The sequence below is a fragment of the Parabacteroides sp. HGS0025 genome, assembly GCF_000969845.1.
GTDB classification, from domain to species: Bacteria; Bacteroidota; Bacteroidia; order Bacteroidales; family Tannerellaceae; genus Parabacteroides; species Parabacteroides gordonii.
The window spans coordinates 1-22743 of record NZ_KQ033907.1; the positions used below are offsets into that span (position 1 = coordinate 1).

Annotated in this window: 26 protein-coding genes; 15 read left to right on the forward strand and 11 right to left on the reverse strand. The window is 42.1% G+C overall.

Annotated elements, in window-relative coordinates:
• From HMPREF1212_RS25315 to HMPREF1212_RS25360, 11 genes are all read left to right on the forward strand, one after another.
• On the forward strand, positions 1 to 1337 hold a 1337-nt coding region (locus tag HMPREF1212_RS25315; protein WP_232430225.1), incomplete at its 5' end, for an outer membrane beta-barrel family protein.
• Positions 1338 to 1497: 160 nt separating this feature from the next.
• Entirely contained in the window at positions 1498 to 1719 is a 222-nt protein-coding gene (locus tag HMPREF1212_RS25320; protein ID WP_046151630.1) for a DUF6132 family protein, read from the forward strand.
• Positions 1700 to 1936, forward strand: coding sequence for a hypothetical protein (locus HMPREF1212_RS25325; RefSeq protein WP_046151631.1), 237 nt, complete (start codon positions 1700 to 1702; stop codon positions 1934 to 1936). Before HMPREF1212_RS25320 ends, HMPREF1212_RS25325 begins: the two co-directional genes overlap by 20 nt.
• Positions 1937 to 1962: 26 nt before the next feature.
• Entirely contained in the window at positions 1963 to 2397 is a 435-nt protein-coding gene (trxA, locus tag HMPREF1212_RS25330; RefSeq protein ID WP_369800865.1) for a thioredoxin, read from the forward strand.
• Between the two features lie 7 nt (positions 2398 to 2404).
• Complete coding sequence (locus HMPREF1212_RS26830; protein ID WP_082099993.1) at positions 2405 to 2587, forward strand: DUF362 domain-containing protein; 183 nt, start codon at positions 2405 to 2407, stop codon at positions 2585 to 2587.
• A 7-nt stretch (positions 2588 to 2594) separates the two neighbouring features.
• Positions 2595 to 2948, forward strand: coding sequence for a MarR family winged helix-turn-helix transcriptional regulator (locus HMPREF1212_RS25335; protein WP_046151633.1), 354 nt, complete (start codon positions 2595 to 2597; stop codon positions 2946 to 2948).
• Positions 2949 to 3207: 259 nt separating this feature from the next.
• Complete coding sequence (locus HMPREF1212_RS25340; protein ID WP_232430226.1) at positions 3208 to 5607, forward strand: DsrE/DsrF/DrsH-like family protein; 2400 nt, start codon at positions 3208 to 3210, stop codon at positions 5605 to 5607.
• A 153-nt stretch (positions 5608 to 5760) separates the two neighbouring features.
• Complete coding sequence (locus HMPREF1212_RS25345) at positions 5761 to 6303, forward strand: RNA polymerase sigma factor (protein WP_046151634.1); 543 nt, start codon at positions 5761 to 5763, stop codon at positions 6301 to 6303.
• A 22-nt stretch (positions 6304 to 6325) separates the two neighbouring features.
• The gene (locus HMPREF1212_RS25350; RefSeq protein WP_046151635.1) at positions 6326 to 6625 is read left to right on the forward strand and encodes a hypothetical protein; all 300 of its coding nucleotides are present in this window, start codon (positions 6326 to 6328) and stop codon (positions 6623 to 6625) included.
• Positions 6612 to 7145 (forward strand): periplasmic heavy metal sensor, encoded by a 534-nt coding sequence (locus tag HMPREF1212_RS25355; RefSeq protein WP_046151636.1) that lies wholly within the window; start codon positions 6612 to 6614, stop codon positions 7143 to 7145. Before HMPREF1212_RS25350 ends, HMPREF1212_RS25355 begins: the two co-directional genes overlap by 14 nt.
• Positions 7146 to 7174: 29 nt before the next feature.
• A complete protein-coding gene (locus HMPREF1212_RS25360) occupies positions 7175 to 7582 on the forward strand; it encodes a DUF6520 family protein (protein ID WP_046151637.1) in 408 nt (135 codons plus the stop codon).
• 74 nt (positions 7583 to 7656) lie between these two features.
• Here the strand turns inward: HMPREF1212_RS25360 and HMPREF1212_RS25365 are convergent, their stop codons facing one another.
• The 6 genes from HMPREF1212_RS25365 to HMPREF1212_RS25390 all read right to left on the reverse strand — a co-directional run bounded on the left by HMPREF1212_RS25365 (position 7657) and on the right by HMPREF1212_RS25390 (position 14793).
• Positions 7657 to 8520 carry an MBL fold metallo-hydrolase gene (locus HMPREF1212_RS25365; protein WP_198293311.1) on the reverse strand — a complete coding sequence of 288 codons (864 nt, stop codon included), beginning with the start codon at positions 8518 to 8520 and terminating at the stop codon, positions 7657 to 7659.
• On the reverse strand, positions 8475 to 9050 hold the full coding sequence (locus HMPREF1212_RS25370; RefSeq protein WP_082099994.1) for a DUF134 domain-containing protein: 576 nt from the start codon (positions 9048 to 9050) through the stop codon (positions 8475 to 8477). The genes HMPREF1212_RS25365 and HMPREF1212_RS25370 overlap by 46 nt, the downstream gene beginning before the upstream one ends.
• Before the next feature lie 338 nt (positions 9051 to 9388).
• Positions 9389 to 10363: a tyrosine-type recombinase/integrase gene (locus HMPREF1212_RS25375; RefSeq protein WP_052725126.1), complete on the reverse strand. Its 975-nt coding sequence runs from the start codon at positions 10361 to 10363 to the stop codon at positions 9389 to 9391.
• 123 nt (positions 10364 to 10486) lie between these two features.
• Entirely contained in the window at positions 10487 to 11956 is a 1470-nt protein-coding gene (locus HMPREF1212_RS25380) for a helix-turn-helix domain-containing protein (RefSeq protein WP_046151639.1), read from the reverse strand.
• A 306-nt stretch (positions 11957 to 12262) separates the two neighbouring features.
• Positions 12263 to 13654: a tRNA uridine-5-carboxymethylaminomethyl(34) synthesis GTPase MnmE gene (mnmE, locus tag HMPREF1212_RS25385; protein ID WP_198293312.1), complete on the reverse strand. Its 1392-nt coding sequence runs from the start codon at positions 13652 to 13654 to the stop codon at positions 12263 to 12265.
• Positions 13655 to 13671: 17 nt separating this feature from the next.
• A complete protein-coding gene (locus HMPREF1212_RS25390) occupies positions 13672 to 14793 on the reverse strand; it encodes a DUF362 domain-containing protein (protein ID WP_046151676.1) in 1122 nt (373 codons plus the stop codon).
• 165 nt (positions 14794 to 14958) lie between these two features.
• Between HMPREF1212_RS25390 and HMPREF1212_RS25395 the strand changes: the two genes are divergently transcribed.
• Both HMPREF1212_RS25395 and HMPREF1212_RS25400 read left to right on the forward strand, forming a co-directional pair.
• A complete protein-coding gene (locus tag HMPREF1212_RS25395) occupies positions 14959 to 16143 on the forward strand; it encodes an AAA family ATPase (RefSeq protein ID WP_046151641.1) in 1185 nt (394 codons plus the stop codon).
• 19 nt (positions 16144 to 16162) lie between these two features.
• The gene (locus HMPREF1212_RS25400; RefSeq protein WP_046151642.1) at positions 16163 to 16909 is read left to right on the forward strand and encodes a nitroreductase family protein; all 747 of its coding nucleotides are present in this window, start codon (positions 16163 to 16165) and stop codon (positions 16907 to 16909) included.
• 65 nt (positions 16910 to 16974) lie between these two features.
• Here HMPREF1212_RS25400 and rpiA read toward each other — a convergent pair whose 3' ends face one another.
• From rpiA to HMPREF1212_RS25425, 5 genes are read right to left on the reverse strand one after another with little or no spacing between them, the layout of a single operon-like run.
• Positions 16975 to 17682: a ribose 5-phosphate isomerase A gene (gene rpiA / locus HMPREF1212_RS25405; protein WP_046151643.1), complete on the reverse strand. Its 708-nt coding sequence runs from the start codon at positions 17680 to 17682 to the stop codon at positions 16975 to 16977.
• Between the two features lie 2 nt (positions 17683 to 17684).
• A complete protein-coding gene (locus tag HMPREF1212_RS25410; protein WP_046151644.1) occupies positions 17685 to 18554 on the reverse strand; it encodes a nucleoside phosphorylase in 870 nt (289 codons plus the stop codon).
• A gap of 3 nt (positions 18555 to 18557) precedes the next feature.
• Complete coding sequence (floA, locus tag HMPREF1212_RS25415) at positions 18558 to 19553, reverse strand: flotillin-like protein FloA (protein ID WP_028727014.1); 996 nt, start codon at positions 19551 to 19553, stop codon at positions 18558 to 18560.
• Positions 19554 to 19563: 10 nt separating this feature from the next.
• Positions 19564 to 20052, reverse strand: a complete 489-nt coding sequence (locus HMPREF1212_RS25420) for an NfeD family protein (RefSeq protein WP_046151645.1) — start codon at positions 20050 to 20052, stop codon at positions 19564 to 19566.
• Positions 20053 to 20068: 16 nt separating this feature from the next.
• Complete coding sequence (locus HMPREF1212_RS25425; protein ID WP_046151646.1) at positions 20069 to 21508, reverse strand: tetratricopeptide repeat protein; 1440 nt, start codon at positions 21506 to 21508, stop codon at positions 20069 to 20071.
• Between the two features lie 108 nt (positions 21509 to 21616).
• Between HMPREF1212_RS25425 and HMPREF1212_RS25430 the strand changes: the two genes are divergently transcribed.
• Both HMPREF1212_RS25430 and HMPREF1212_RS25435 read left to right on the forward strand, forming a co-directional pair.
• Complete coding sequence (locus HMPREF1212_RS25430) at positions 21617 to 22363, forward strand: tRNA 2-thiocytidine biosynthesis TtcA family protein (RefSeq protein WP_046151647.1); 747 nt, start codon at positions 21617 to 21619, stop codon at positions 22361 to 22363.
• A gap of 3 nt (positions 22364 to 22366) precedes the next feature.
• On the forward strand, positions 22367 to 22738 hold the full coding sequence (locus HMPREF1212_RS25435; protein WP_028727018.1) for a DMT family protein: 372 nt from the start codon (positions 22367 to 22369) through the stop codon (positions 22736 to 22738).
• Positions 22739 to 22743 lie beyond the last annotated feature (5 nt).

Sequence of the window (22743 nt, forward strand, 5' to 3'; positions counted from 1 at the left end):
GTTTGAACGACATTGATCATTTGAGGCGAATGTTTGAAACAACATTCTCATACAAGCATATCTTTGAAAAAGGCAAACACGAGCTCTCTTTCGATGCATCTTACTCCAGAAATCGCGGACGCCGCCCTGCCGAATATTATATCGAAGATATTTTATTGCAGAAATCTACCGGAGGTGGCGATCCTACCAATATGGCAGTACAGGCCGACTATCTGAAATCGGTATCAAAAACAGGGAAAATTGAGTTTGGACTGAAAGGGCTCTCTAAATACAATAATTTTGATTATAAATTCTATGATCTGAATACGGGAACGGATGAATGGATATTAGACCCCGCATTTAGTAACGATCTGAAATATCAGGAGTATATATACTCTTCCTATCTTATGTATTCGGACAAACTGTCAAAGAAGCTGGAGTATAAAATTGGTGCAAGGTTGGAGTATAACACATCGGAACTTACTCAGGCATCATCAAATGAACGCATATACCATGAATACTGGTTCCCTTTTCCGTTCGCTCAACTCAAATATACGTTAGATGATTCTCAAAATATCGCATTGAGCATAAATCGCCGCATAACACGTCCGACATACCCACAGATCAATCCATTTATCAGTGTAGTCGATCAAACAACTTATGAAACAGGAAACAAGCACCTTGTTCCCGAAATACAAGACAAGGTGGAGCTGAATTATTCACTGATTAAAAACAGCTTCCAACTTCGTACAAATTTGTTTGCAAGTATATCAAAAGATTATATAACACAGGTTTCCATGCTATCGGATGCTGACAAGTTGATGCTGACATACGTCAACGGTAGCCGTCAGAATAAAATTGGCGCAGATTTGGACATTACATACAAATTCAATAAATATATATCTGTAAATCCTGCATTCTCTGTGTTTCATACACGCTCGACAGGACAATACAACGAGATTGATTTAAGTACAGACGACTTTGCATGGACTGGTAGTTTGAAAACTACAATAAAGCCCGAAAAGAGAACGGAAGTACAGATTTTCCTGAATTACAATTCTCCGTTATCACTACCACAATTTCGTTTAGGGGAAATATACTACGCCGACATTTCCGTAAGACGCTCGTTTCTTGACAATAAACTTTCAGTCAGTCTGACAATGACCGATGTTTTTAATACTCGCAAATGGAATATAGAATCGGACAATGCGGTTTATAAGTTGGATAACTACAGTAAAAACCAAACTCGTATGGTATGGCTGGGGCTAACATTCAATTTCAATTCTTATAAGGCAAACAAACCGCAGAAAAGCGGAGATGGAGAAATTGACAATCGCATAATTAAATTAGGAGATTAATAAGCAGATTATCAATACAGAAACAGTGCCGAAATATTTATTATTCAGCACTGTTTTCTGTTTTCTGAATGTTATTTTCTATTGGATATTTCTTCCATTGGAAAATAATACATATCTTTGTGCGTTATAAATTCACAAAATAGAGAAAATAGAGTTTAATATGGATAAAATCATTGTTTTAATCAAGCGAAACTGGCTCACCTTGCTTGGGGTTGTGGTCGGAATAATAGGCGGATTTTTGTATTGGAGATTTGTTGGATGCAGCAGCGGTAGCTGCCCGATTACATCCTCTCCGACAATGAGTGCGTTGTGGGGCGCAATGATGGGCGGTTTAGTATTCAGTTCATTTAAAAAAGAGAAAAATGAGAAAATATCTAAATAATTGGGATGCCGTGCGTATCATTCGCCTGCTGGCAGGCGTAGGCTTTGGAATATATGCCGTAGTGTCAAAAGAGTACTTGTTTTTGATGTTGGCGGGAATGTTTCTTTTACAAAGTATATTCAATGTCTCGTGCTGCGGAGCGGGCGGGTGCTCAACCGAACCAAAGAAAACGAAAACACAGGTATATAAAGATCAGATAGAGCAATATAAAGGATGAAAAAGATAGGAATACTTTTACTGCTTATGGCAGGAGTGATCTCTTGTGGCAGACAACCGAAACAGACAAACAGCATTAATCAAAAACAAGAAAATAATATGAAAACGATTCAATTAACGAAAGTAGATTTTTTAACAAAAGTAGCTAACTATGAAGCAAATCCGCAGGAGTGGAAGTATTTGGGTGACAAGCCGGCAATAATTGACTTCTATGCGTCATGGTGCGGCCCATGCAAGACTATTGCACCTGTTTTAGAAGAACTTGCCGCTGAATATGGCGATCAAATATATATCTATAAAATAGATACTGAAGCAGAACAAGAGTTGGCAGCAGCATTTGGCATTCGTTCGATTCCTTCTATTCTGTTCGTTCCGATGGATGGTGCTCCGCAAATGGCACAAGGAGCCATGCCTAAGGCTTCATTCAAGGAGGCGATAGACAAAGTCTTACTCAATAAATAAACGAAAAATGGCTTTAACAGTAGATAAAAACAGATGTCCTCAGAACCATAAATGCCCTATGTTGAGAGTATGTCCGGTAGATGCAATTACTCAGGATGGCTACGGATTGCCAAGAATCGACCCGGAAAAATGTATCGAATGCGGTAAATGCACTAAGTATTGTCCTATGGGCGCAGTAAAGAAAAACTAATCGAATTATGGAAGCATTATGTAGAATTAGAGATATATTTCGTTCTATCAACGATTTTGAAATTCATTTCCAGTCAAAATACAGCATAGGGCTTAATGAAGGTATGTTATTGTGTACTATTTCTAAATTTGAGAAATGTTCTTCGGGAGAAATAGCGGAAATTCTCGGGCTTTCATCATCGAACTCTTCAAAAGTAATTGCCTCGGTAGAAAAGAAGGGTTTCATCAAGCGCAAGATCGGTAAGGATGATAAACGCAAAATGTACTTTACTCTTACCGAAAAAGGTATAGAGTGTTTGAAATTTATCAAATGTGATTCTGATGATGTCTTGAGAATTATAGATAAGATTAGAGAAATTTAAAAATGACAACTACAATGCTGTCGCTAAATCCGGAGCAAAGTCTTATGTAAGTTGCGCAATCGGACGAATGAGTAAATAAACTTATGGTAAATATCAAAAAGCTACGAATATTTGTAGCTTTTTTGTTTACACCTCTATAAAAAGGTAATAAATAATTATATTTGCCATCACAATTATCAACATATGTTCAAAACTGATTAAATTAATGAAACACATCATCATTGGCGGAGTAGCAGGCTGAGCTACTGCCGCAGCACGTATCCGTCGAGCTGATGAATCGGCAGAGATCATTCTTCTCGAAAAAGGCAAATATATATCATATGCAAACTGCGGATTGCCGTATTACATTGGCGGAACTATTGCAGAACGCGAAAAATTGTTCCTGCAAACACCCCAATCGTTTGGTGGTCGATTCAATGTTGATGTTCGTATTGAAAACGAGGTTATTGGAATTGACTCAACTGCAAAATCTGTTAAAATTCGCAAAGCTGACGGTACGGAATACTCTGAAAATTACGACAAACTTTTATTGTCGCCCGGAGCGAATCCCGTTTGTCCGCCATTGGGAGGAATTGACTTGGATGGTATTTTTACGCTGCGCGATGTCAATGACACGGATAAAATCAAGAATTACATTACGACACACGAGGTAAAGCAAGCAGTCGTAGTCGGGGCGGGTTTCATCGGACTGGAAATGGCCGAAAATCTCCAACATGCCGGAGCTGCTGTCTCTATTGTCGAGATGGGCAATCAGGTGATGGCTCCCATTGATTTTTCGATGGCTGCGCAAGTTCATCAACACTTACTGCAAAAAGGAGTTGCACTGTATCTTGAACAGAGCGTAGAGCGATTTTCAAAAAATGGGAACCGATTAGATGTTCATTTCAAAAGCGGTGAAACAATCCCTGCCGATATTGTAATCCTATCAATAGGCGTGCGTCCTGAAACAACACTTGCGAAAGCCGCCGGACTTAAAATAGGCGAAACAGGCGGAATATGGGTGGATGAATATTTCGAAACCTCTGCAAAGGATATATATGCTGTGGGCGATGCCGTTGAATTTCCGCATCCGTTGACAGGCAAACCGTGGCTTAACTATCTGGCAAATCCTGCCAACCGTCAGGGGCGTATTGTTGCCGACAATATGGTTTCAGGTAACATCACGAAATATGAAGGTGCGATTGGTACTTGCATCGCTAAGGTTTTCGATATGACCGTTGCTGCGACAGGACTTGCTGCCAAACGCCTCAAACAAATGGAAATTCCTTACCGCAGTTCGTGGACACATTCGGGTTCGCACGCAGGATATTATCCCGATGCGTTGCCATTAAGCTTGAAGATTACGTTCGACCTGCAGACTGGGAAACTTCTGGGCGGACAATGTGTCGGTTATGACGGTGTGGATAAACGTATTGACCAAATCGCACTGCTTATCAAAAATGGCGGAACAATTTACGATCTTATTAAAGTAGAACACGCCTATGCACCGCCATTCTCATCGGCAAAAGATCCGATTGCAATTGCGGGATATGTTGCAAGTAACATAATCAGTGGCGTAATGCCTGCTATGACATGGCGAGAGATGCAAAACGCTAACCGTGATGAAGTTGTGATTCTTGATGTCCGCACAAAAGATGAATGTGCTATGGGAATGATCCCTGGAGCTGTGAATATTCCGGTGGATGAGTTGCGTGGCAGACTCAGTAAAATCCCGACCGATAAACCGATACTTATCTATTGTGCGATCGGATTGCGCGGATACCTTACTACGAAAATTCTCGTGGCGAACGGCTATACGAATGTAAAAAATCTATCGGGCGGTTACAAGACCTACTCTACGGCGGTGGCTCCGGTTAAACGCACCGAGCCTACGGTCGTAGCACCGGCTTGTAAAACAGATAATATCGACCAGCAAATTGCGAAAATGGAGATTAAAACAGTTAAAATAGATGCCTGCGGATTGGCTTGTCCCGGCCCTGTGATGAAGATTAAACAAGCTATCGACTCTATTGGCGAAGGAGAACGTATCGAAATGGTTGCCACCGATGTCGGTTTTGCCCGTGATGCTCAGGCATGGTGCAATACTACGGGGAATCAACTCATATCCAATACGGAAGAGAAGGGCAAATTCACGGTCGTGATCGAAAAAGGCTCGTCTAAAGCCTGCAAAACTATCACTTCGTGCGATGGAAAAGGCAAAACATTGATAATGTTCAGCGATGACCTTGATAAAGCATTGGCTACTTTTGTACTTGCCAACGGCGCCGTCGCGACTGGGCAAAAAGTAACGATCTTCTTTACCTTCTGGGGGTTGAACGTCATCAAAAAAGTGAAGAAACCCAAAGTTGAAAAAGATATTTTCGGAAAAATGTTCGGCATGATGCTGCCGTCGAGTTCGCTGAAACTGAAGCTCTCGAAGATGCACATGATGGGAATAGGCAGCCGCATGATGCGCTCGATTATGAAGCGTCACGGCATTGACTCACTGGAGTCACTTCGTGATCAGGCGATTGCCAACGGCGTGGAATTTATCGCCTGCCAGATGTCAATGGATGTGATGGGCGTAAAACGTGAAGAGCTGCTCGATCATGCAACCATAGGCGGCGTAGCAACTTACATGGAACGCGCCGATGATGCCAATGTAAACCTGTTTATATAATTGGATAACAATATTATATCGCAAGCCTCCCTATCGAATCGGGGGGCTTTTTTTGTTGATTAACCCTCTTGTATGTGAACATTTGTTCAATATAATGATTATTTTTGCAACCAAGCAATAAGATTTTCATCAAAATTGTGATCTAACTTCTATATGGAAAAAAAGACGGAAAACAGAATCAATATTACCGAAGTGGTGGAGAAATACCATCCTATGGTTTTCCGTATAGCTGTTGGATTTGTCCATATCCGTGAAGATGCCGAAGATATTACACAGGAGGTTTTTATTAAGATTTATCAAAACCAAGATAAATTTCGCGGAGAATCGGAAATATCGACGTGGCTATACCGCATCACGGTTAATACTTCTCTCAATTTTATTGCTCAAAAGAAACGCAGGAGCTTTTTACAGTTTGGTGATGAATTATTGAAAAACTTATTCGGCAAAGCCGATGAACGTAAAAATCCGCAGCAGGAACTTGAAGAGGCGGAGGAAAAAGCAGAAATACGAAAAGTGATAGATTCACTTCCCGAAAAGCAACGTATTGCGTTTGTTTTGACAAGATATGATGAGCTTCCACAAAAAGAAGTTGCCGAAATCATGCAGATTTCTCAACGCGCGGTAGAACAGCTATTATTGAGGGCAAAAGCGAATCTCAACAAAAAACTCTCATCAGCCATAAGAAACCGTAAATAAGATTTGTCTAAAAAATAGAAATATGAAAATGGAAAAGATCGACAAATACATTGAAGACGAAAAAGCGATAACACCATCGCCATTTCTGGAGAGCAGAATTTTAGCCCGTATCGAAAATCTTGAAAGGGAACAAATTCCAATGCCGAAAAGGGCAAGATTATGGCCGAGTGTTGCTGTTGTTGCGGGCATTGCAATTATCGCTTTTACTGGTATTAAAATCGGCAGTACATACAAGAATCCTTCGCCCAATTATGCAGGACTTATTGTAAACGACAATTATATAGAACAACTATCAATATATACGGCAGATGATAACGAATAAAACTAAAATACTTTGGATCGTAATTACTTTTCTTGCCGTGCTGAATATAGCTACAATAGCTACGATTATATACAATAACAGGCAAGTAAAAACGGAGGATGAAAATATTGTTTTTGAGCCTGACACTCAACCCCTAAATGGTATGTATTTCAAACAGACATTGGGTTTTGACAATCATCAAATGGAGGTGTTCAGACAAAGTAGCCGAGCATTTCGGCAAAATGCAAATCAAATCATCGGTTCAATAAACCGATCTAAAGAAGAGCTTTTTATTGAACTTCAGGCGGAACAACCGGATACGGTAAGATTGAAGGAAATATCTAAAGAGATAGGTGTGTTACATGCAGAATTAAAGGATGCAACAGTAAATTTTTATCTGGAATTAAATTCGGTATGCAATCCTGAACAAAAGAATAAACTAAAAACTGTATTTGTGCCTCTTTTCAGAGAAACTCCATTGCAAGGAGGGCATGGAGGTAATAACGGGCGAGGTCATGGTCGCAGAAACAGAAATTTTTAAACCAGTATAAACATTAATAAATTTTAGTCATGAAAAAGAAACTGATTTTATCATTATTTGCATTAATTGCAACAATTGGTATTGCTTCGGCACAGAATACTCAAACAAAAAGTCAAACGCAAACTACACAAACACGCCGGACTTGTTTTGTTGATGCCAACAATAACGGGGTGTGCGATAGTTATGAGAATGGAACTTGCAAGGTAGGTAATGGGAAAGGTCTGCAAGACGGAAGCGGTAGAGGACAGGGATTACGCAACGGAAGTGGACGAAGAGGCGGTGGGAATCAAGCCATAGGACAAGGTAGAGGACGTGGTGGAAACGCAGGGCAAGGATTACGTAATGGCAGTGGTCGTGGTAACGGAGGACGCGCAGCCAATTTCGTCGATGCGAATAACAATGGTATCTGCGATCGCAGGGAAACAACCACGAAATAATTGATAACTATTTTTGCGATTTTTAAACTATCGAAAAATATTCCCAAAGGGCACTACAGAATGAAGTGCCTTTTTTATATTTCTATTATAAATCCGCTGTAAAAAGAGATAAATTTCTCGCCGAGTGTTTCCGATAAGATTTTTTGAGCATTTATTCCTGTGCAATGACCGGTAATAAGTTTCATTTGTGGATATAATGACTTGATTTTATATGCTATTTCAGTAAGCTGCTCGTCTGTTTCATATTTATTTTCTGCATCGGAGTCAATCAAGTGTGTTCCTCCGATATATGCGTACAAATCCTGACATTGGCAAGCCGAAAGCGTGTTCAGTATGCCCAAATGCGTACATGCCGAAAGAACTATGTCTCCTTGAGGCGTATCGATACATAATGCCATTTCATGCAGGAAATCGTCCGGCAAATCGTTTACAAGCAATGTCCGGTTCGCTTTCGGCGTGCCGAATAATACAGGAATATTACAGTGCAACATTACACTCTCAGATAGTCGTATATCTGTATCGACCAAGACAAACCGTTCGGGATTATTTTCTACAATGGAATAATCCGGTGAAATATCTCGTTTCGACCCTCTGCGTGTGGAATAATAATAATTTCCTGCAATGTGAGATGAGATAAATATTTTTGCTTTACTGTTCTGTTTGATGAAATTTGCCAATCCGCCTGTATGATCTCGGTGGGCATGAGATAACACCAAACAATCAATATCTGCAATGCTTATACCTAATCTCGCGGCATTGTCTTCAAACTTACCGGAGGCACCAACATCCATTAACCATTTGCGATTATCGACCTCAAAATAGATACTTAATCCATGTTCTGTTTGTAAATCCGTATGAGGATTAGGTGTATTGTCTATGAGAATAACCACCCTCATTTCTTCCCCTGACTTTTCAGGTATAGCTGATGGTGATAACACCCTTTACGCATCATTTTTGAACCGCATTTCGGACATTGATGCTCTTTACATGGCTTCCCTTTCTCGTGCGGGATTTCTGTATCGCATTGAACGCAAATACATATACCGCCCTCACAATCCATATCTTTGCAACAACGGGTTAAACTATGAAGTTTTTTTGAATGACAATGATTGCAGGTATCTGTTTCTTCTTTGGAAACAATTACCTGACTGCAATCTTCACAACGATACCAGTGATCGTCCGAATGAAAATCACCTCCCTTTATAATAATCGCTTTCCCTTCCACGAATGCCTGAGCAATAGTTTTACGAGCTTTCTCGTATATGCGCGTAAAAGTAGGGCGAGAAACATTCATTCTCTCGGCTGCCTGCTCTTGTGTTAAGCCTTCGTAATCTGTCAGCTTAATTGATTCATATTCTTCAAAGAGAAGTTCAATCGGCTCTACATCCGTAATCGGCACACCGAAAGGTCTGAACCCTTCGACCACAGGCGGAGTCGCCATCATTCTTCTTCTTTTTGGTCTGGGCATATTTACGCTTATTAGTTTTACATCACAAATATAGTTAAAGCCGAATGCAAACAAATGGGATTTGAATTGCTGAGGCACATCCTATATTATGCAAATATACAACTATTAATGAACAAATGTTTATAAAGCGGAATGGAATTTCAAATACTATGTTTGCTATCGAAAATGTAATCAAGGAAAAGATTGTATTTGAAAATGTAGGTAATACGGAGATATTTTAGTAACTTTACACCAAGTTAAGTCGCTCTTTATTTGATGCAAGAATTAAGCAGACCAACGAAGTCCGCTCGTTTCTAAATCGTTACCTGTCGCGAAAATTCTTCTTGCAACTTGCTTATTCATAGCGCAAAAGACAAAATTCTATGTCTTGCAAGGTGGAAGGTGATATGTTTTTTTATTCCTGCGGTTTTAAGCCAATCTTTTAGCGGATATTGTGTCATGGTGGCTTTAAAACTTTTGAATACCTTGCCTTCGCCTTTTGGACCAATCATTTCAAGAGTACCATCGCTTATGGCAATGATATTCTGTTGCCGTGTCTTGACGCTGACAAAGTCTAAATACCAACCGCCATTAGCATACTGGCGAATGTCTTTCCATTCGAGATTGATGATGTCACTGCGTCTTAATCCGGTTAAACAGGAGAATATGGAAGCCTTTTTCAATATATCTATATCACAAGGAGTTTTGTATAGCTTTTTCAGCTCACCTAGGGTTAGACTGGATTTCTCCACTGGCTCATAATCTATTTTATCAAGGTAATCATTGACATTGTCCTTTATCATCTTATCACGAAATGCAATATTTAGGAATCCTCTGAAAGTTGACCAATAACCTGCAACAGAGTTTTTGCTCAATGGACGATTATTTCTCAGATTTCTTGCTGTAAGGAGGTAATCTCTATATTTACGGCATAGTTCTACTGTAACATCACCAAAAGTACATCTGCCATCGACAAATTTTACAAAATGTGCATATACGAATTCCCATTTGGGGCTTTTATTCTTTTTAATACGTCTATAATATTCAAGAAAATCGCCATTCTGATGACTCTTGTCAAAGAAATCATAGCGTTCATTGATGATGGAATCATAACGGCGGCATCTAATAACCTCTGCCTTTTCAGTCATAGATTGATTAAATAGTCTTTCTCGTTGATTCTTTGGATTGGCATAGATATAGATGCCAAGAAATTCATGACGAATAGTTTTCATCGTGAGTTTGTCTCTATATGCCGGATAGAAATCCAGATAGAAAGAAAGCATACCATTTTTCAGTAGCTTGGAGCGGAGGGTAATTGTCTTACAACACTGCATATTGAATAAGTTTTATTATTTATAATTTTATTTCTGGGGCAAAATTCCAATATGATTCTTTATAGATTGAAATCAGCACGTAATCAGTTCTGAATAAGTTGAAGTAACTGGAAGTAAGTTCGATTATTGCTTTTTATTATTCATTAGATTATCGAAATCCTCTTTCAAAACATAGACTTGTTTTCCTAGTCGATACTTCTTTACCTTATTATAGCGTATGGCGGCATAAACGACCTCTCGCTTAACTTTGTATTTTTCCATGGCTTCAGGTATAGAATAGTAGTTCTCTGAGTTGTTGAATTTATTGTTTTTGGCGTTTTCAATATGCTCCTTAGAGTAGTAAGCTTTACCAAAAACGACTTTAGAGGGTATATTATGTCTTGATGCGAAATGCCTTCTTGCATCACCTTTTAAACCAAATAATGATTCAACTTCACCTGCTGAAATCCATTCTGTAACTTCTTCAGTATTTTTGTATTTTGAGAAGAATACCATTACACTGGCTGTCTCATAGTAATTGATGCCACTAATAGAAATCTTTGGAATATTGTTCTCTCGTGTAAGTCTCCAAACTGTAGGTCTTCTTAGCCCGTATTCACTGGCTATTTGGTCAGCATCGCAATATCCATCGGGAATTTCGTTCTCATCAATTTCTTTAAATATTTGAGACTTGATAGTGGTGATTGCTGAAGAAGCTTGAGATACTCCGTCCTTATGCTCTAGAATAGCTCTGTCGAAAGATTCCCTTGAAACAAAGTTACGTCTTCCTTTCTTTAAGGTCTCAACTTTATACTGATTTACATAATAACTGATATTAATCTTATTGAAGCCATACTTTGCTGAAATCTCATCATAGGTGTAATAATCAGGATCGACCTTTTCTTTGTTCTCAACATATTCATCTACTGCATACTTGGAATAGTAAACATTCTTGTGCCGTTTGATTTTTGGAAAACCGTGCCTGTTGACAAAAGCTATTACGGCAGTATAGCTAATGCCAAATTTCTCTGACATTTCATCAGCTGTATAGTAGAGTGAAGTGTCAATGGGTTGAAGTAGTTCTGCATACTTCTCATCCACTAATTCCTTATCATAATATATTTTGGGTCCTACGAAGACTTTCTTTATACCAAATTCTTCGCATTTCCTTTGAATGGTTCTTCGGTCAATATTATACTTCTCGCTAATTTCATCAAGAGTATAATTTGTAATAGCGGCAGAAACCGTATGACCACGTTTAGAATATTCGCTTGAATTTTCGAACATCTTCTCAACATCAGATCGCCTTATACGAGTTTTTCCTTTCAACTGAAGAGCATTCAAATCACCACTAGCCATATATCTGTAAACAGATGCACGACTCAAGCCCAAAAGAATGCCAACTTCGCTAGGAGATAGATAAGGCTTGTCACTAAACTTTTTCACCTCTATAATGGGTTTTAAGTTGTCGTTCCTTTCCATCTCAATTAGTCGCTCATTCCTTTTGGCATCTTTGTAGGCCGCAGAATTACATTGGTGACTACAGTATTTAGTAGTCATCTTATGTGCAATATATTGTTTGCCACACCATAAACATCTCTTCTGAATTTCCATGTTGAATATCTTTTTATTTCGCCAAAAGTGTTTCACTCTGTCTCATGGTGTCTCACCGTGTCTCATGCTATACATTACATTACGATTACGAAGATTCTCATAGCGTCTCATTAGTATGCAATATGCTACGCTAAATGACGCAAATTCGTACACCTTGAAGTCCCGAGGTAGAATTAGAATACAATAATAGCTAAAATATCTTCAAATAAGGAATTGGTAACTTGAAGTGTTAAAATGATGAAAGCCCCTCATAATGAGGAGCTTCCTTATAGTTATTGCAAGTTAGTTGAAGTTAGTTTGAAGGGGTCATTTTCCGATGCAAAACCGCTCAAAAATATTCCCTAAAATCTCGTCATTACTGATCTGTCCCGTGATTTCGCCTAAATAATGCATGCACTCCCTGATATCCTGGCTTAGGAAATCGCCGGAGATATTCAGGTCGAGACCATTTATCACACGCAGTATCGCTTCATGGGCCTTGGTCAGGGCTTCGTAATGGCGGATGTTTGTGACGATGACATCATTTTGCGAGAGCTCCGGCAAGGCGGCAGCCTGGATAAGGTGCTGCTTGAGGACTTCGGTATTTGTTTGCTGTTTAGCTGAAATATACAAGCGGTCGGCAGGTATCGTATTCAGTAACTGTTGCTTGGCTTCCAGTTCAGCAGGTGAGAGCAGGTCGGATTTGTTGAAAACAAGAATGACCTTTTTGTCTTCGGCTTTCGGGATGATTACTTTAGCCAGTTCTTCAATCTGTTCCGCAGGAGTGTTCAGGTCGATTACCCAAAGGACGATGGAAGCCTGGCTCAACTTTTGGAATGTGCGTTCAATGCCGAGGCTCTCAATGGTGTCGTTGGTTTCACGGATACCGGCCGTATCGATAAATCGGAAGGTCACTCCCGAAAGATTAATCGTGTCCTCTATTACGTCACGTGTCGTACCGTGTATGTCGGAGACGATAGCCCGCTCTTCGCCAACGAGTAGGTTAAGAAGTGTCGATTTGCCGGCATTTGTCTCTCCGATAATAGCGACAGGGATGCCGTTTTTGATGGCGTTCCCGACACTGAATGAATCAGCCAGTCTATGGATCAGTTGTTCGATGCCGGTAGCCAGTTGCTTCAGGTTGTTACGGTTGGCAAACTCCACATCCTCTTCGCTGAAATCAAGTTCCAATTCGATGAGGGAGGTGAAGTCGAGAAGCTGGCTGCGCAGCTTGGTCAGTTCGTTACTGAAACCTCCGCGCATCTGGTTGATGGCCAGTTTATGCATTCCGGCAGATGTGGATGCGATCAGGTCGGCTACAGCTTCCGCCTGGCTCAGATCCATTTTCCCGTTCAGGAAAGCCCGTTGCGTATATTCACCGGGAAGAGCAGAGCGGCATCCCTTTTCTATCAGTAACTGAAGGATCTGTTGCTGGATATAAACCGAACCATGACAAGTGATCTCGACGGTGTCTTCTCCTGTAAACGAATGAGGGGCGCGGAAGAGGGTGACAAGTACATCGTCGATCAACTCTTCCTCGCGACGGATACTACCGTAGCGTAAGGTATAAGCTTTCTGGCTCTGAAGATTCTTTCCTTCGACTTTGGGAACGAAGATCGTGTCACAAATTCTTATGGCGTCAGTGCCGGATACACGGATCACAGCTACTCCTCCGGCTCCGGGGGCTGTCGATACGGCACAGATAGTATCCTGATTGATCATAAAATTATATATCCTTATACGGTTATTAGTTCATATTCCTGAGTTCCGATTCCAATTTTTTCAGCATGTTCCAGTCCGGCCTGCCAGTTGGTTTCCGGGTGCATGATATGGAATTTGTCACAACCTTCCAAGTGATCATGATGAGGTGTTTCTGAAAGACGGTTGCCTGTTTCCAGGATCGGGGCTTTGATGACTATATCGGCACAAGCCTTGTCCAAAGCAACCGGATCGAATGAAGCTGCAATACCCAGATCCGGGACGATGGCCGCATCATTATGATTCCAACAATCACATTCGGGAGATACATTCATAATGAAACTGATATGGAAATGAGGCTTATCCTGCAATACGGCTTGTGAGTATTCTGCTATTTTACAATTTAAGTTTACCGAAGTATCCCATGAACCGAGTACGGCACCGTCATATTGACAAAGAGCCACACATTGTCCGCAACCGACGCATTTGTCATAATCGATTACTGCTTTCCTGTTTTCATCCAGGTGGATAGCTTCGTGGCGGCAATGTTTTACACAGATATTACAACCTTTACACATTTCCAGATCGATACGGGGTTGGGAGGCTCCGTGCAGTTCCAGCTTGCCCGCAACACTGGCACATCCCATTCCCAGGTTTTTAAGTGCACCTCCAAACCCGGTCTGTTCATGTCCTTTGAAGTGATTCATACTGATAATAATATCAGCGTCGGCAATAGCCGATCCGATCTTAGGAGCTTTACAGTATTCACCGTTTATTTCTATTTCACGGCATTCTGTTCCTTTCAGTCCGTCTGCGATGATTACATCACATTTGGCTGAAATAGGATTGAACCCATTTTCCATAGCACTTTCCAAATGATCCACGGCATTAGCACGCCGGCCCGAATACAATGTATTACAGTCCGTAAGAAAAGGTTTTGCCCCCAATGAGCGGAGCAAGGTTGCCATACGGGCGGCATAATTGGGACGAATGTAAGCCAGATTGCCCGGTTCTCCGAAATGGATCTTGATAGCCACGAACTGGTTCTGAAAATCAATATTTGTAATGCCGGCACGTTTTACAAGCCGTTCCATTTTATCCAGCAGGTTACTGGAGGGAGTCGTACGAAGATTCGTAAAGTAAACTTTCGATTTGTCCATTCTCTTATTGGTTTTATCATGCAAATGTACATGATTATCTCCATTCAACGAGTCCTTGAAAACATTATGTTTAAAAAAAATGTTTTTTATAAAGAACATTTTCTTACTATATCCGGTCTTCGTTTTTGGCATAATGTATTACATTTGTAACAAATAGTTTAGTTTATGGACATATACCAATTAAACCATCAGCAATTACTGAAGGGGATAAGATGCAATTTTCAGCGATATCTTTATAAGCAGATACAGTGGGATGATCGTCTGATTGGAATTTTTGGCTCACAGGGAGTAGGTAAAACAACATTATTGCTGCAACGGATCAAGCAGGCTTTCGATGATTCAGATAAGGCGTTATATTTAAATCTGGACAGTATTCTCTTTCAAAGGGAAAAGATGATCAATGTGGCCCTTCAGTTCCATAAGGCGGGGGGAACCCATCTTTTTATGGATGGCGTACATCGTTATCCGAATTGGCTCAGTGAAATGAAGAAATTGCAGGAGCGTTGCCCGAATCTGCATATCGTGTTTGCCGCGTCATCCTTGCTTCCTATTTCGAAAGTTACGAAAGGATTGAAGGATGCATCCTGCTATACGTTGAATACGATGTCGTTCCGCGAGTATCTTTCCTATGAGTGTCTTTTGGATCTTTCTCCTATCCCGTTGGATGATCTGTTGGAAAATCATGTAGAGATATCAAGGAATGTGAACGATCAGATTGTTGTTGCACCTGTGTTCCGTAATTATCTCGAACATGGTTGTTATCCGTTTTATTGGGATGATCCTGATGCTTATCCGTTCTTTTTGCAGGATCGTGTGAGGGATGCGATAGAAGTCGATGCACCGGCCGTTTATCCGATCGAGTATGCGGAGCTGAAAGATATCAAAAGAATGATGATGATGATATCCGACCTGATACCCAATGTACCTCGTTTGGCTGATATTGCGGCTAAATTGAAGTTGGATGATACAGAGTCGAAGAAATATTTTGAATATCTGAAAGCTGCGGTATGTATACGGCATTATCAGGCAACGGAAGGACCGGTATCGGATCGTCTTCAGAAGACTTATCTGGGAAATACGAATCTTTTGGTAGCTTTCGAAGATGGTCTGAACGATCGTGTGATACTGGGGGAGACATTTTTTGTCGATCAATTATCTAACTTTGCATCCGTCCGTTTGCTTAATAACAATAACTTCCACATAAATGATAAATATATATTTATGGTAGGCGATCCTTTGATGGACTATGATCAGATTAAGGATGTGGAAAATGCCTTTGCTGCTATTTATGGTCAACCTAAAAGTCAGAACAATAAGTTGCCGATCTGGTTGCTGGGACTTTGTTATTGATACGTTATAAAAAATAGATATGATAGATATAATGAAGAACAGGAGAACTATCCGCAAATATACGACACAGGATATCTCCGAACCGTTGTTGAATGAACTGCTGGAAGTGGCTGCCCGTGCATCCAATACCGGAAATATGCAGTTGTACAGTGTGGTCGTTACCCGTGACCAGGCAAATAAGGAGAAGCTGGCTCCGGCACATTTCAACCAGCCGATGATTACGACAGCTCCGGTCGTCCTGACTTTCTGTGCTGATGCCAACCGTTTTGTGAAATGGGCCGAACAACGCAATGCCGAAGCAGGCTTCGATAATCTGCAAACTTTTATTGCGGCAACAATCGATGCGATGCTATTCGCCCAGAGTTTCTGTGATGCGGCAGAAGAGAGAGGTTTAGGTATCTGTTACTTGGGTACGACAGCTTATAATGCAGATAAGATTATTGATGCTTTGTCATTGCCCCGTCTGGTCGTTCCCATTGTAACGGTAACTGTCGGTTACCCGGCTCAACCGCTGCCGGAACAGGTAGAACGTTTGCCGTTGGCTGCTGTTGTCCATCAGGAGACATATGTGGATTATACGCCGGCTTCGATAGATGAATTGTATTGTGCAAAGGAAGCTTTGGAAGTCAATAAGCAGTTTGTGAAGGAAAATAATAAGGAAACGCTGGCACAAGTGTTTACCGATATTCGTTATACAAAGAAGAATAATGAATATTTCTCGGAAGTCCTACTGAAAGTATTAAAGGATCAAGGATTTATGAAATAAGATACATAAGTAAAAAGAAACGCCTCTTGCAGACCGGATAAGTCTTTTGCAAGAGGCGTTTTGTTTTATAGGTTTTCGCTACTGAGTATCTGTACTTCATAATGCATGAAAAGTCCGCTTTCTATAACGCCTGTTATAGACTTGATCGAATTCTCCAGGTTGTCGGGAATATTGTCGAACCAGACATCCAGGATCAGATTTCCGTTTTCAGTGATGATAGGGCCGTCTTTTCCCTGTGCCATCCGGAGTTTCATTTCTTTCGGGGTGAGGGATTCGAGTGCCTGTGCGGCATGCGTCAGGGCATCCGGGTATATTTCAACCGGAACGGGAAAACGGGAACCCAGTTTGGAGACCATCTTTGACGGATCGGCAATAATATAAGTCCGCGGACTGGAACTTATGAGTAGCTTCTCTTTAAACATAGCCCCGCCACGCCCTTTTATCATATTATGATTAGAGTCTATTTCGTCCGCACCGTCGAATGTCCAGTCCGGCTTATGTTCCAACAGGCTCGTGAGGGGAACACCCAGTTGGGCACAAGCCATTTTAATTTCCTGCGAAGTGGGGATTGCACGGATATGAAGCTGCTCCATCCGGATACGTTCGGCGATCTTCTGCAGGGCCAGATAAGCCGTAGAGCCTGAACCGACACCTATTATATCCCCGTCCTTAACCATCGAAGCTATCTTAACGGCAACTTTCAGCTTTTCCTCTTTATTGGAAATTGCCTTTCCCCATTCCAATGAATCTATTATTGTTTTCTCCCGGTTCATAATCAGATACGTTCTAACACTGTTTCTATCAGCCCCGTTAAAGAGCCTTTGTAGTTTGTGTTCATATCCTTGTCGACACGGCCTGCGATGATGCAGCAGACAGTCATGGCACGGTGTCCCATGAGTGCGGCCAGACCGGCCAGGGATGAACTTTCCATTTCGAAATTGGTTATTTTCTGTCCGTTGTAGTCGAACGCTTCGATCTTCCCGTTTAGTTGCGGGTCGGCCAGCGGTAAACGGAGTTCACGGCCTTGCGGGCCATAGAAACCGTTGGCGGCAATAGTTACGCCACGGATGATATCATTTTTCGTGATCTGCTCTATCAGAGACGGATCGGCAGAGACCACATAAGGGGAGAGGCCTGATAGCTTCCAGTCCAGCTGTTTTTTCAATTCGGCTTCAAAACGGGTATCTCTGACACGTTCAGTATCGGCATAAAAATAAATAACCCCGTCGAAACCGATCGATTTCCCGGCAGCAACATACGTGCCGACAGGTACGAACGGCTGAAGTCCGCCGGATGTACCGACGCGAACCAAGGTAAGCTGTTTGAACTCCGGCTTAACCGTGCGGGGTGCAAAGTCTATATTAGCCAAGGCATCCAGTTCATTCAGAACGATATCGATATTATCCGTACCGATACCATGTGAAACAACGGTGATGCGCTTTCCTTTATACCTACCGGTAATAGAGTGGAATTCCCGGCTGGAAACCTCGCACTCCTGTGTGTCGAAGTAAGAAGCAACGGTTGAAACCCTGTCGGGGTCACCGACCAGGATTACTTTGTCTGCCAGCTGCTCCGGCTTAAGATGCAGATGGAAAGCGCTTCCATCTGCATTTATGATTAATTCGGATTCGGGAATAACTCTCATTTTTTAGTCTTTAAGCGGTTTTGAAGGAGCATTGGCTGGCTTTGCTATGGCTTCGCGCATAGAAGTGTCCGCGTCGATGTTCTTCATTTTATAATAATCCATGATACCCAGATTTCCTGAACGGAAAGCTTCCGCCATTGCTTTTGGTACTTCTGCTTCTGCTTCGATCACCTTCGCACGGGCTTCCTGGGCTTTCGCTTTCATTTCCTGTTCAAGGGCAACAGCCATTGCACGACGTTCTTCAGCCTTAGCCTGGGCGATATTCTTGTCGGCCTGCGCCTGATCCATCTGAAGGAATGCACCGATATTCTTACCTATATCGATATCCGCGATATCAATAGACAAGATTTCGAAAGCCGTACCGGCATCCAGCCCTTTACGCAGTACGAGTTTGGAGATAGAATCCGGGTTTTCCAGTACAGTCTTGTGACTTTCGGATGAACCGATGGAAGATACGATACCTTCACCGACACGCGCCAGGATCGTTTCTTCACCGGCACCACCCACCAACTGCTTGATATTGGCGCGAACGGTAACACGGGCTTTGGCGATCAGCTGGATACCGTCTTTTGCAACAGCAGTCACAGGAGGTGTGTCGATCACTTTCGGGTTAACCGACATCTGAACGGCTTCGAATACATCACGGCCGGCCAGGTCGATAGCAGTAGCCATCTGGAAAGGCAGGTCGATGTTTGCTTTGGAAGCAGACACCAGCGCATGAACCACTTTCTCAACATGTCCGCCAGCCAGGTAGTGCGCTTCCAGTTCATCACGAGTCAATGTTTTGAGACCGGCTTTGTGCGCTTCGATCATAGCACGGGCAATAACATAGGGAGGAACATTACGGATACGCATCAGAAACAGCTGTATCAGCGAAATGTTAACACCCGAAACCTTGGCCGAGATCCAGAGCAGGAACGGCACATAGTAAAAGAAAATTGCCAGCAGCAAGACCGCTGCACCCAGTAGGATAAAAGGCAAATAGTTCAATTCTTCCATATAAATATAATTAAGCGTGAATATCTGATTGTTCTTTTTTCTTTACCAACACATTATAACCGTCTACACGTACGATTTCGACCTCCGTATTCTCGTCTATCAACTCGTCCATCGACTTCGCTTCAACTGTAATTCCCTTGAAGCGGGCTTTACCGATGGGAGCGAGGCGGGAGAGCGTGACGCCTTCATCACCGGGTTCGATACCCAGGTCGCGGCTGGAGGTCAGTTTCGAGTCGACATCCGTTTTCAGGGCCACCCTGTTAAACGACCGGGAACGTAATAACCATACAAATGCTCCGCCGAAAGTTGCCAGTGACAGGAATAATGTGATATGTCCTGCCGTTTCACCGACCGAATAAGCATAAATAACACCGGCGGCGGCAAAAAGGAATCCTCCGATTCCGGCAATCGTTATACCCGGCAGAAGGAATATCTCCAACAGGATAAGCACGATGGCTACGAGCATTAAAAAAACAATAATGGTTACTTCCCAAATCATAATAGTAGTGGTTGAATTATCTGTTACTCTTTAAATAATTTATCTCCGTGTTACGGGCTTTCTTTTCCAAACCTTCAGGTTGGCTGAGCAGGTCGTTCAGCTGCTCTTCCGCATTGAGGATTGTCGGCTTCAACTCTTCTTTCTTGGCACTATTCCCGGAAGAATAGGAGGCTCTGAGGTCGGCCAGCTTATCGTTCAGTTCTTTTATCTGTTTGTTCAGCGAAACAACTTTTTCGTAATAACTTCTTGCTTCCGGGCTCTTGATCTGATCCAGTTTATAATAAACCAGACTGTTATTTATCACAAACTCGAAGTCTTTGTCTATCTTCACTTCTCCATAGGGTATTTCCTTGTGAGCCAGTTCGATGAGATTCGTGTAATCGCTTCCAGCTTTCCATGAATCCTGTATGGAGGTGATGGCGGCACGGGCGCGTTTCACTTCGATGTCGTCACTTTCCACGCGACTGTGTTCGTTGTTGGGAATGAAGAGGTAGACACATACTTTGTCTTCCGGTTGGAAGCGGTCGGAAACAAACCATCCCAGTTCTTTCGTCTCATCGTACACCATCATGTAGTCGTTGAACGGCGAATTGAACGGCATACTCAACTGTTCCGGAGCCAGATAGGTATCGGAGTTGATGTTATAGCGGGTGACGAACAGGTCGTATCCGCCTAACGAACCGTTTCCTTTGGAGGCGTAATAGATCGTTACGCCGTCAGACAGGACGAACGGATAGTTGTCGTCATCATTGCTGTTGATGTTCATCGGCAATTGTTTTTCGTCTCCCCATTTATCCATTAATCTGGATTGGGTGAAGAGACAATAGCGATCGTTGTCCGTGGCATGTGCATAATATATCTTATCCCCCTTCTGGTTCATGTAGACCGTGGAGGATTCCGGTTCGTTTGTCTGGAAGAAATCTTTGAATGAAGTCAGTGTTCCGCTTTCTTCACTCAGTGTGTAGGCTGCGAGGAAATTCTCTTTATCCATTACCAGGCTGTCGATTATCTGGACATCTTCGGTCTTTTCCATCATGCGGTGGGCGTTCTCTGCCAGCGACAGTTGGTTGTCGAATGCCTGCGTGTCTTGTTTCTTTTTAGTCAGCAGTTCGATGTATTCCTCCAACATCTCGGCGGCTTCGTCAAAACGATAGGTCTGATAGTAAACATCCGCCAGATAGCGGTAAGCATCCTGCACTTTTCGTTTTACTGCTACTTTCAGGTGTTTTTCCGCACCGGCCAGGTCGCCCGTTTCAAAACAGCAAACGCCATACCAATGATTGTAGGAAGAGTTACTCGGAGCTTGTTTCACCAGCTTTTCAAATGCTGGTTTAGCTTCGGCGTATTGTCCGTCATTGTATAGTTTTTTAGCCTGGTCCAGGCTTTGTGCCTGCAGGCTGCAGCAAAGTAATGTAATTCCAATTGTGTAAAACAGTTTCTTAGATAACCGGCTCATTTTCTCTAGTTGTAATATAATTATACTGATTCAAAGATAATAATATTTTTAGTTAGGCATACAATTCATTGGATAAATATCTATTTTTGTGCCCGATTTAGAATAAATATGGCAAAGTTGACTGCAGAAGAGCTCCTGTTCCGGAAAGTAGAGGAGAAGGTGAAAAAGGCTATTTATGAGTATGGCCTGATTGCCGATGGCGACCGTATCTTGATCGGATTGTCGGGCGGGAAGGACTCTTTAGCCCTGGTCGATCTGTTGGGACGGCGTTCTAAAATATACCATCCCCGCTTTGAAGTGGTTGTCGCTCATATTGTGATGACCAATATCCCTTATAGTTCGGATATGGAATATCTGAAGAGTTGTGCCGATGAACACGGCTTGCCGTTTATTGTGCACGAAACGAGCTTCGATGCATCGACCGACACCCGCAAGTCTCCTTGTTTCCTTTGTTCCTGGACACGTAGGAAAGCGCTGTTCGATATTGCTAAAAAGCAGAACTGCAACAAGATCGCTCTCGGTCATCATCAGGATGATATTATTGAAACGTTACTGATGAATATGACGCATCAGGGAGCTTTCGGGACGATGCCTCCTCGCCTGAAGATGGATAAGTTCGAGATGGAGATTATCCGTCCGATGTGTCTGGTGGAAGAAAAGGAACTGATCCGTATTGCAGCCTGGAAAGGCTACCGCAAACAGATCAAGAATTGCCCTTACGAATCCGGTTCCAGCCGTTCGGATATGAAAGAGGTACTGGCACGGCTGGAAGCGATTAATCCGGAGGCTCGTTACAGTATCTGGAACAGCATGTCGAATATACAACACGATTATCTTCCTCAAAAAAAGAAATAAATTATGCAGGGATTTTATGCTATTCTGTTATTAGTCGTATCGAATGTCTTTATGACATTGGCATGGTACGGTCATCTGAAGATGAAGCAGCAGTTCAGTTGGTTTGAGAGTCTGCCGTTGATCGGTGTTATCTTGTTTAGCTGGGGGATTGCTTTCTTTGAATATTGTTTTCAGGTTCCCGCCAATCGGATGGGATTCCGTGAGAATGGTGGCCCGTTCAACCTGATACAACTAAAAGTGATACAAGAGGTTATTACGTTAGTCGTCTTCATCGCTTTCAGTACGATCGCTTTTAAGGGAGAATCCTTTAAGTGGAATCATGCGCTGGCTTGTTTGCTGTTGGTTGCAGCTGTTTATTTGGTGTTTAAGAAATAATTGGC